This is a genomic window from Burkholderia sp. AU30198 (assembly GCF_020419825.1).
Lineage (GTDB): Bacteria > Pseudomonadota > Gammaproteobacteria > Burkholderiales > Burkholderiaceae > Burkholderia.
On sequence record NZ_JAIZSA010000033.1, the window covers coordinates 21021 to 27265 of the forward strand.

Below are 6245 nucleotides of genomic sequence, written 5' to 3' on the forward strand. Positions count from 1 at the left end.
ACAGTAAGCGAGGGGGCTGTTTCCCCTAAGTCGGAGTTTGAATGAGCGTTACCACGTCGGGGTTGCAGTCGAAGTCGGGTCAGGGTGCGTCCAAGCGCGCGGTCGAGCTGCTGAGCTCGATGCGCTTCGCGATTGCGCTGCTGGTGGTGCTGTCGATTGCGAGCATCATCGGCACGGTCCTGACCCAGGACGATCCGTATCCGAACTATGTGAACCAGTTCGGGCCGTTCTGGGCGGACATCTTCCGCTCGCTCGGCCTGTACAACGTGTACAGCGCGTGGTGGTTCATGCTGATCCTGATCTTCCTCGTCGTGTCGATCTCGCTGTGCGTGATCCGCAACGCGCCGAAGATGCTCGCCGATGCGAAGAGCTGGAAGGACAAGGTTCGCGAAGGCAGCCTGCGCGCGTTCCACCACAAGGCCGAATACACGACTTCCGGCACGCGCGCGACGGTTGCGGCGACACTCGCCACGTTCGTCACCAAGGCCGGCTACAAGCACGTCGTGCGTGAAAACGACGGCGCGACGCTGATCTCCGCGAAGCGCGGCGCGATGACCAAGTGGGGCTACATCTCCGCGCACCTCGCGATCGTCGTGATCTGTATCGGCGGCCTGCTCGACAGCAACCTGCCGATCAAATTCCAGATGTGGATGTTCGGCAAGAGCCCGGTCAACACGAGCGCGACGATCAGCGACATCTCGCCCGACCATCGCCTGTCCGCGTCGAACCCGACGTTCCGCGGCTATGCATGGGTACCCGAGGGCCAGTTCGTGTCGACCGCGATCCTGAACCAGCCGAGCGGCTCGCTGATCCAGGACCTGCCGTTCTCGATCCAGCTCAACAAGTTCATCGTCGATTACTACACGACGGGCATGCCGAAGCTGTTCGCGAGCGATATCGTCGTGATTGATCGCGAGACCGGCCAGAAGATTCCGGCGCGCGTCGAGGTCAACAAGCCGTTCACGTACAAGGGCGTGTCGATCTACCAGTCGAGCTTCCAGGACGGCGGCTCGCAGATGCAGATGACGGCCTACCCGATGACGGGCGGCAACGCGAAGACCTTCCCCGTGAAGGGAACGATCGGCAGTTCGGCGCCGCTGCAGATGCCGGGCAACGATGGCGACACGATCGAGTTCTCCGATTTCCGCGCGATCAACGTCGAGAACATGGCCGACGCGAACGGCAAGCCGGACGTGCGCGGCGTGGCGACGACGAGCTCGCTGAAGGAAGCGTTCGACGAACGGCTTGGCTCCGGTGCGAAGACGTCGAAGCCGACGCAGCTCCACAACATCGGCCCGTCCGTGCAGTACAAGATCCGCGGCAAGGACGGCCAGGCGCGCGAGTTCAACAACTACATGCTGCCCGTCGACATGAAAGGCGAGCGCGTGTTCCTCGCCGGCGTGCGCGCGAGCCCGAACGACCCGTTCCGCTACATGCGCATTCCGGCCGACAGCCAGGATTCGATCGGCGAATGGATGCACCTGCGCGCCGCGCTCGAGGATCCGTCCGTACGCGCCGAAGCCGCAGCGCGCTTCGCGCAGCGTTCGCTGCCGGGCACCGACGCATCGCTGCGCAGCCGCCTGCAGGACAGCGCTTTGAAGGTGCTGACCCTTTTTGCGGCGAGTGATGACAGCGTCGGCCGTGGTGCCGACGGCCAGCCGATCGGCGGCTTCCAGGCGGTGGCGACGTTCATCGACCGCTCGGTGCCCAAGGCCGAGCAGGAGAAGGCCGCGAGCCTGCTGCTGCGCATGCTCGAAGGCTCGATGTGGGAGGTGTGGCAGATCGCGCGCGAGCACGCCGGCGAGCCGGCGGCGCAGCAGGGCACCGACACGATCCGCTTCGTGCAGAACGCGATCAATGCGCTATCTGACAGCTTTTTGTATGGATCGCCGGTCTATTTGCAGCTTGACTCATTCAAGCAGGTGCAAGCTTCGGTATTTCAGTTGACGCGCGCACCCGGCAAGAATCTGGTGTATCTTGGCAGCCTGCTGCTGGTCGCCGGCATCTTCTCGATGTTCTACGTGCGCGAGCGGCGCCTCTGGTTCTGGTTGAAGGACGCCGGTTCGGGCGTCGATGTGGTGATGGCAATGTCCTCGGCCCGCAAGACCTTCGATTTCGAGAAAGAATTCGTGCAGACGCGCGACGCGGCCGGTGCCGCCTTGCACGCCGCACCTCGCGACGCCGCGCCGGCCCGTGCGGCATCGACGGCCCGCCCGCCTGCCGGCGGCGGTTCCGATTCCGAGAATTCCACCCGGTAACATCATGGATCTCACGCAAGTTTCCTCTTCCCATCGGGCGTCGGCCCAGGCTCCGGTTATGGCGCCGCTGTTCGACGACCGTCCGTTCCTCGCGCGCCTGTCGCTGCTCGACTGGCTGTTCGCACTGGCGCTCGTGGTGGGCGCGGGCTATGCGCTCGTGCACTACAACGCGCACATGGATTACTACGACAAGGCGGTGATGATCGGCACCGTGCCGGCGCTCATCACGCTCGGCTGGCGCTGGAAGCCCGCGCGGCTGATGATGGCGTCGATCGCCGTGCTGGCGCTGCTGTCGATCCAGATCTACCAGGGCGATCTCGCGCGCGCCGATTCGGCGTTCTTCCTCAAGTATTTCCTGTCGAGCCAGTCTGCGATCCTGTGGATGAGCGCGCTGTTCGTGCTCGCGACGATCTTCTACTGGATCGGCTTGCTCGCACGCTCGGAGTCGGGTTCCGCGATCGGCCAGAAGCTCACGTGGGTCGCCGTGCTGATGGGCTTCACCGGCCTGATGGTGCGCTGGTACGAGTCCTACCTGATCGGTGCGGACGTCGGGCACATTCCGGTATCGAACCTGTATGAAGTGTTCGTGCTGTTCAGCCTGATCACCGCGCTGCTCTATCTCTATTACGAAGGCCACTACGGCACGCGCGCGCTCGGCGCGTTCGTGCTGCTGGTGATCAGCGCGGCCGTCGGCTTCCTGATGTGGTACTCGGTCGCGCGCGATGCGCAGCAGATCCAGCCGCTCGTGCCGGCGCTGCAGAGCTGGTGGATGAAGATCCACGTGCCGGCGAACTTCATCGGCTACGGCAGCTTCGCGCTGTCGGCGATGGTGTCGGTCGCGTACCTGATGAAGGAGCGCGGCGTGCTCGCCGATCGCCTGCCGACGCTCGAAGTGCTCGACGACGTGATGTACAAGTCGATCGCGGTCGGTTTCGCGTTCTTCACGATCGCGACGATCCTCGGCGCGCTGTGGGCGGCCGAAGCATGGGGCGGCTACTGGAGCTGGGACCCGAAGGAAACCTGGGCACTGATCGTGTGGCTCAACTACGCGGCGTGGCTGCACATGCGCCTGATGAAGGGCCTGCGCGGCACGGTGGCTGCATGGTGGGCGCTCACGGGCCTGCTCGTGACGACCTTCGCGTTCCTCGGCGTCAACATGTTCCTGTCCGGGCTGCACAGCTACGGCAAGCTGTAAGATTTCCGCTGCTCGTCCGACTATGAGACCGCCGGTGCACCGTGTGCCCGGCGGTTTTCTTTTGTAACGGGCGGGCGGTCCGGGCGTCGAACGGCGCAAGACGGGTCGGGTCGAACGCTCATGAAGCTGCGCGTGGCGCATGCAGGAGGAGCAGCACGATGTGGATCAAACGCCCTTTGCGGAACGTACTGACGGGCGGCGATATTGCGCCCGGCGAAATCACGCCGCGTGCGGTGTTCGAGAATCGGCGGCGCGTATTGCAGGCGGCCGGCCTCGCGGCGGCAGGCGGGCTGCTCGGCGGCAGCGGTGCAGCGTTGGCCGCCTATGCGTCGCCCGACGCGCGTGCGGCAAAGCTCGCGGCGAAGACGAATCCGAAGTTCGTCGTGGCCGACAAGGTGACGCCGCTCAAGGACATCACGTCCTACAACAACTTCTACGAATTCGGCACCGACAAGAGTGACCCCGCGCAGAACGCCGGCACGTTGCGGCCGCGCCCGTGGCGCGTGAGCGTCGAAGGCGAGGTGCTGCATCCGAAGGTGTTCGATCTCGACGAACTGTTGAAGCTCGCGCCGCTCGAGGAGCGCGTGTACCGGCTGCGCTGCGTCGAGGGATGGTCGATGGTGATCCCGTGGATCGGCGTGCCGCTGTCCGAACTGATCAAGCGCGTGCAGCCGACCGGCAACGCGAAATACGTGCAGTTCATCACGCTGGCCGATCCGTCGCAGATGCCCGGCCTCTCGACGCCCGTGCTCGACTGGCCGTACTCGGAAGGGCTGCGGATGGATGAGGCGATGAATCCGCTGACGCTGCTGACGATGGGCGTCTACGGGCAGGTGCTGCCGAACCAGAACGGTGCGCCGGTGCGGATCGTCGTGCCGTGGAAGTATGGCTTCAAGAGCGCGAAGTCGCTCGTGAAGATCCGCTTCGTCGACAAGCAGCCGAAGACGAGCTGGAACACGTATGCGGCGAACGAGTATGGCTTTTATTCGAACGTGAACCCGAACGTCGATCATCCGCGCTGGAGCCAGGCGACCGAGCGGCGCATCGGCGAGGACGGCTTTTTCACGCCGAAGCGCAAGACGCTGATGTTCAACGGCTACGGCGATCTGGTCGCGTCGATGTATCAGGGCATGGACCTGAAGAAGAATTTCTGAGCGCGACGGTGAGAAACGACATGCCTCCTTCGACGCTGACGGCCGCGCCTGCAGCTGGCGCCGGCGCGGCTGCACGTGCCGCACGGGGCGGTGTGGTCCGTCCCGCCGCGCCACGCTGGCTCGCGCCGGTCAAGGTGCTGGTTTTCGCGGCCGGCCTTTATCCGCTCGCGCGTCTCGTGCTGTTCGGGCTGACCGACCGGCTCGGTGCGAATCCGATCGAGTTCATCACGCGCTCGACGGGCCTCTGGACGCTCGTCTTGTTGTGCATCACGCTCGCCGTCACGCCGCTGCGGCGCATGACGGGGTTCGCCGCGCTGCTGCGTTTTCGCCGGATGATCGGGCTGTTCGCATTCTTCTACGCGACGCTGCACTTCACGACCTACCTGTGGTTCGACAAGTGGTTCGACGTCGTCGCGATCCTGAAGGACGTCGGCAAGCGCCCGTTCATCACGGTCGGTTTCGCCGCGTTCGTGCTGCTGATTCCGCTCGCGGCAACGTCGCCGCGTGCGATGGTGCGCCGGCTCGGCCGCCACTGGGCGACACTGCACAGCACGATCTATGCGATCGCGCTGTTCGGCGTGCTGCACTTCTGGTGGATGAGGGCCGGCAAGCACAATCTCGCGCAACCGAAGCTGTATGCGGCGATCGTCGCCGTGCTGCTCGGCTGGCGGCTCATTGCATGGGGATGGCGGCGCGTGCGCGCGTGACGGCGCAACCGGAAAAAACAAAAGGCGATGACCGGGAAGTCATCGCCTTGTTTCGCGAGCGTTGCAGGCGGAGCGTCGTTATTTCGCGATGGCCGGGCCCGACGCCGGTGCGGGCTTGGCGGATGCGCCGCTCGACAATTCGGGCGACAGCGTGAGCGGCGTACCGGACGAATCGGGCACACTGTCGGACGACGCGTTTTCATCGGTCGGCGTCACGTCCGACGGCGGCGCGTCCTGTTGCTGGAGTGGCTTGGGCATCGGAGGCACGGTGGGCAGATAGAGCGCGCCGCTTTGACCGCAGCCGGCAAGAATCGCCAAAGCCGCTACAATCGCGCTCATCCGGAAAACGACTCGCATGATCGTCCCTGAACAATTGAACCGATAGAGTTTAGCATGTCCGATACCGAATACCTGACCCGTGCCGAGGCCGTGCTGGCGGCCGTCGAGCGTACTGTCGACGACGCCAACGACGGCGATCACGACATCGATCTGGAGCGCAACGGCAGCGTCCTGACGCTGACGTTCGAGAACGGCTCGAAGATCATCGTCAACCTGCAGCCGCCGATGAAGGAAGTGTGGATCGCCGCGAAGGCGGGCGGTTTCCACTACCGTTTCATCGACGGCGAATGGCGCGACACGCGCACGGGCACCGAGTTCTTCTCGGCGCTCACCGAATACGCGACGCAACAGGCCGGCCTCGCGATCACGTTCAGCGCGCCGTAACGGCCTGGACCGAAGCCGGGGCTGCGCCCCGACTCGTCGTGCCAAAGAAAAAGCGCCCCCGCGGGGGCGCTTTTTTCATGTCCGTGACCCATCCTGAAATAGGTTGACACTTTTTCGCCGAGGCGAGGAGGTGCCAGATGGAGCAAGGGATCAAGCGGACGCAGCGGGACTACAGCCTGGCTTTTAAGCTGTCGGTGGTGGTGCAAGT

At 64.5% G+C, this 6245-nt stretch carries 6 protein-coding genes; 5 read left to right on the forward strand and 1 reads right to left on the reverse strand.

All coding sequences use genetic code 11. The features are described 5' to 3' along the window. Positions 1 to 41: 41 nt before the first annotated feature. The 4 genes from LGN19_RS38260 (at position 42) to msrQ (ending at position 5314) form a co-directional block, all read left to right on the forward strand. A complete protein-coding gene (locus tag LGN19_RS38260) occupies positions 42 to 2258 on the forward strand; it encodes a cytochrome c biogenesis protein ResB (RefSeq protein ID WP_174958649.1) in 2217 nt (738 codons plus the stop codon). Between the two features lie 4 nt (positions 2259 to 2262). Then, positions 2263 to 3453 (forward strand): c-type cytochrome biogenesis protein CcsB, encoded by a 1191-nt coding sequence (gene ccsB / locus LGN19_RS38265; protein ID WP_011350686.1) that lies wholly within the window; start codon positions 2263 to 2265, stop codon positions 3451 to 3453. 158 nt (positions 3454 to 3611) lie between these two features. Continuing rightward, positions 3612 to 4607 carry a protein-methionine-sulfoxide reductase catalytic subunit MsrP gene (gene msrP / locus LGN19_RS38270; RefSeq protein ID WP_226220096.1) on the forward strand — a complete coding sequence of 332 codons (996 nt, stop codon included), beginning with the start codon at positions 3612 to 3614 and terminating at the stop codon, positions 4605 to 4607. Positions 4608 to 4627: 20 nt separating this feature from the next. Next, positions 4628 to 5314: a protein-methionine-sulfoxide reductase heme-binding subunit MsrQ gene (msrQ, locus tag LGN19_RS38275; RefSeq protein ID WP_226220097.1), complete on the forward strand. Its 687-nt coding sequence runs from the start codon at positions 4628 to 4630 to the stop codon at positions 5312 to 5314. A 78-nt stretch (positions 5315 to 5392) separates the two neighbouring features. Here the strand turns inward: msrQ and lptM are convergent, their stop codons facing one another. Further along, the gene (lptM, locus tag LGN19_RS38280; protein ID WP_226220098.1) at positions 5393 to 5671 is read right to left on the reverse strand and encodes an LPS translocon maturation chaperone LptM; all 279 of its coding nucleotides are present in this window, start codon (positions 5669 to 5671) and stop codon (positions 5393 to 5395) included. 36 nt (positions 5672 to 5707) lie between these two features. On the opposite strand from lptM, the gene cyaY reads away from it, so the two are divergent. Further along, on the forward strand, positions 5708 to 6037 hold the full coding sequence (gene cyaY, locus LGN19_RS38285; protein WP_043191836.1) for an iron donor protein CyaY: 330 nt from the start codon (positions 5708 to 5710) through the stop codon (positions 6035 to 6037). Positions 6038 to 6245: the final 208 nt, after the last annotated feature.

Coding starts and splice junctions, on each gene's coding strand:
- LGN19_RS38260 (WP_174958649.1), top strand. CDS start 42: ATGAGCGTTACCACGTCGGGGTTGCAGTCGAAGTCGGGTCAGGGTGCG.
- ccsB (WP_011350686.1), top strand. CDS start 2,263: ATGGATCTCACGCAAGTTTCCTCTTCCCATCGGGCGTCGGCCCAGGCT.
- msrP (WP_226220096.1), top strand. CDS start 3,612: ATGTGGATCAAACGCCCTTTGCGGAACGTACTGACGGGCGGCGATATT.
- msrQ (WP_226220097.1), top strand. CDS start 4,628: ATGCCTCCTTCGACGCTGACGGCCGCGCCTGCAGCTGGCGCCGGCGCG.
- lptM (WP_226220098.1), bottom strand. CDS start 5,671: ATGCGAGTCGTTTTCCGGATGAGCGCGATTGTAGCGGCTTTGGCGATT.
- cyaY (WP_043191836.1), top strand. CDS start 5,708: ATGTCCGATACCGAATACCTGACCCGTGCCGAGGCCGTGCTGGCGGCC.